The organism is Streptomyces sp. NPDC057743 (genome assembly GCF_042798755.1).
GTDB lineage: Bacteria > Actinomycetota > Actinomycetes > Streptomycetales > Streptomycetaceae > Streptomyces.
Genome location: NZ_JBHVJX010000104.1, coordinates 1 through 3,091, shown reverse-complemented (window position 1 = coordinate 3,091; position 3,091 = coordinate 1). Strand labels below are relative to the sequence as shown.

At 39.2% G+C, this 3,091-nt stretch carries 3 protein-coding genes and 1 pseudogene; 1 reads left to right on the top strand and 3 read right to left on the bottom strand.

Annotation, left to right across the window (positions count from 1 at the left end; genetic code table 11):
* Positions 1 to 1,073: 1,073 nt before the first annotated feature.
* The 3 genes from ACFVFQ_RS38550 to ACFVFQ_RS38540 all read right to left on the bottom strand — a co-directional run bounded on the left by ACFVFQ_RS38550 (position 1,074) and on the right by ACFVFQ_RS38540 (position 2,509).
* Positions 1,074 to 1,376 (bottom strand): hypothetical protein, encoded by a 303-nt coding sequence (locus ACFVFQ_RS38550; protein WP_376947965.1) that lies wholly within the window; start codon positions 1,374 to 1,376, stop codon positions 1,074 to 1,076.
* Positions 1,377 to 1,467: 91 nt separating this feature from the next.
* Positions 1,468 to 1,602, bottom strand: a complete 135-nt coding sequence (locus ACFVFQ_RS38545) for a hypothetical protein (protein WP_275265778.1) — start codon at positions 1,600 to 1,602, stop codon at positions 1,468 to 1,470.
* A gap of 76 nt (positions 1,603 to 1,678) precedes the next feature.
* On the bottom strand, positions 1,679 to 2,509 hold the full coding sequence (locus tag ACFVFQ_RS38540; RefSeq protein ID WP_158658237.1) for a ParA family protein: 831 nt from the start codon (positions 2,507 to 2,509) through the stop codon (positions 1,679 to 1,681).
* A gap of 171 nt (positions 2,510 to 2,680) precedes the next feature.
* On the opposite strand from ACFVFQ_RS38540, the pseudogene ACFVFQ_RS38535 reads away from it, so the two are divergent.
* Positions 2,681 to 3,091 (top strand): annotated as a pseudogene (locus ACFVFQ_RS38535) (hypothetical protein); the annotation flags it as partial.

Here is a 3,091-nt window from a genome sequence, read left to right as displayed (position 1 = left end):
GAGTATATTTACTTTTTTGTAAAAACGCCATGGTTGGCTGTTTAAAGATGCCTTATACTTCAACACACCTTCACACACTTTATAGATCACATCAATCATTTTTTTCATGCTTGAATGGGAAGTTAAAAAACAGAAGACTTTTTCATAATAAGAAGGTGAAAAACCCGAAGAAATCAAAATCGCGGATAAAAAAGGAACTTAAAAACACTTCCGGTTTTTAAGGAATTTCGCCATAATTATTTTATCTTTTTCTCTTGACTTTAAGGACTTGAAACTGGCAGGATAGCTGACTGCTCTAGGAAACAGGGGCGAAATTCGATTACCTATTGCCGACCCAAAAAAAATAATAATTGGGCGGCAATAGGTAATCGATCGGTTGAAACTGGCTCGGTAGTGATGCCTGAGGTTTCCAGTCCGCCTTGCTGATCGCCAGACTTTCGTCTGCAACGCCTTTTTACATACAATGCACGTCCTGTATGCTGCTTCATGGGTTTGTCCTGTGTTCTCTCACACGGTCACACTCAATTGTGTGCCGCAAGCATGAAGCTTTGGCCGTTGATACCCGCACCGTAATGCGCCGTACAACCACCGGACCGTTTATGGCCGTCCTCGCCATTTCACCACAAGCGCAGCAAGGAACGCTTATTTGTGGCTACATCTCCGTATTTTTGCAGTGGACGGAGCAACTCCTGACGTCAGTTTATTTTACACCCCTTAACGGCAGCTGGGTGACGAAAGAAAAAAGGGCGACAGTTCCTGACTGATTGTGAGTTATTACACCCAAAACAGTCATTCACTGTCACCCTTTTTATCCCCGTAAAACCTTGATTTTGAAGCCTTTTCCGAGTATAATAGATAACATCTAAATGACGTTGTAAGAGGTGCGATCTTACAAACAGTCGGAGTGTTCAATGCTACCAACATTGAGCACTTTTTATTTTGCCTTTTTTCCGTTCGTATTTAATTATCTATTATTCTACTATTCGAATTTTGAGAATACAAGGCTTTAAGGGAAACTTCTTCCTCCAAAACTGTGGATAAACGACATGCCTTTCCATTTTTCAGCTTAAAATTTAATCTGAATCTGCGGATAACTCCTCTAAATCTATAATGATTTGCTCCAACATATCATTGAAAAGCTTATGTCTAAAACCTTTCGGTTGCTTCTTGGCCAACTTATCGAGCCGTTCCTTCAAATCATTTCTAGCATAAAAATTTATTTTCGTATGAGTATCTTCCATCTTCGACCCGTTTCTCGTCCGATATGGGCCTCTTTTTTTGTTTTTTTGACCTTTTACACCCGAAGACGTTAAAACCTCTCTATCGGCCTCTAAATGTGTTTTAAACTCATTTTCCAAAATAGTCCCTTCTTTCATGAGTGTATTTCATTCTAAACATAATTACGGCCGGCTACGCTGTTGCGCTGCCGGCCATATAAACGTAGACATGTAGACGTGTCTACTTAATTCATTTATTAGACAGCTTTTTCAACATGGTTTGATACATTGCTTTTTCATCTTCGGTCAATGTTTCCTGGAGAAGCTGCTCCACTTCTAACAAAAGACCTGGCATTTTTAAGTCTTTAGCAAATGCTAAAGCCATTAACCGATCATGCTGATCTCGCGGAACTTTAATTGTTCCCCTCTTGTCTTTATTTTTCTTTACACTCTGCGTCCACTCATTGCCCCTCGTTGTCTTGTTCCGATGTGGTCTCTCCAAAAGGCCCATCATATCCCATCCTCTCTAACATTTCTTTTGCAAGACGCTTATACATATACAATGCGTCTTTATCATGACGATCATTATCAGTAATCCCTTTTCGAGTAAATGTTTTAATCCTCCGCCGGTGATAAATAGCGCTCTTCATGAGATATTCGCCGTATTCTTCTTTTGCGCGGTTAAAAACACTTATATCACTAGGACTTCTCGATTCGATCAGCAAGGGGATGACTCCCAGTAAATCAATATCCGTTTCATAAGCATGTATCATTTCCTGTAGGTACGGAATGAATTGCTGTGTGGCTTTAAAGCTCCAATCCTGTGTTTGCATGACAAGCGCTGCATAATCCGCAGCAACAACCGCATTATTCGTAAAATCGGAAATCGTTGGCGGTGTATCAATGAAAATAAAATCATAATCATTGCGCAATGGCTCAATCAAATGATCTAAAAGATAAGCTCGAGATTTTATGTTTCCCTTTACTGTGTCATTCAAAAAAATAGGTAAACCAACTAAATCCAAGTCGCTTGGAATCAAATCCAAATTTTCAAAGGTAGGAACGATACAATTCGTAATATCTCCGGCTTTGATCCCTTCGTATAGTGATCTTTCAAAATCTTCAATTCCAGTAGATCGTAGCAAAATACTTGTTGCGTTGGCTTGCGGGTCTAAATCAATAAATAACACTTTAAAACCGAATTTGCTGAACCAGCGCGCAGTTAGAATACCTGTCATCGTCTTGCCTACGCCGCCCTTAAAATTGGCGAAATTAATTGTCTTGGCCGCCATTAAATTACCTCCTGAAGCTCCGAATGAGCTTGTCTTATTATATTGATAATAACACCACATTGTAGACGTGTCTACATGTCTACACGGGTAAATACTCTCTTTTTTTTACAATTCTCTTCAAAATAACCCTTCCCTCTGCCATAATGTAATTATTTATAAGATTCGAAAAAATTGATAAAGGGGGTAATCTTATTGAGCTCACCAATTGCATATGAAAAAGTTGCAAACATGCTGAATCAATGGTATTCAAGCATTAAACAGCATAATATATCGGCAGCAGATGCAAAAAAAGAAGAAATACAACCTCTTCTGGATTCAATGGATGAGAACCAAGACGTTTTGCTTTACTATAACCTTTTAGATGCACGTTATCTGCTTCTAAAAGAGGAATATAGCAAGTCCGGCGGCGTTCTTGACGAGCTCGAAAAAACTGCCGAAGAACACGAAACTGATGATATGATCCAGTATTATTTTTTCTTTTTCTCCGGCATGTACGCGTATTATAAAAAGCAATACACTAAAGCCATTATGTACTACAAAATAGCCGAGGAACGCCTTAAAAGGATCCCTGATGAAATCGAA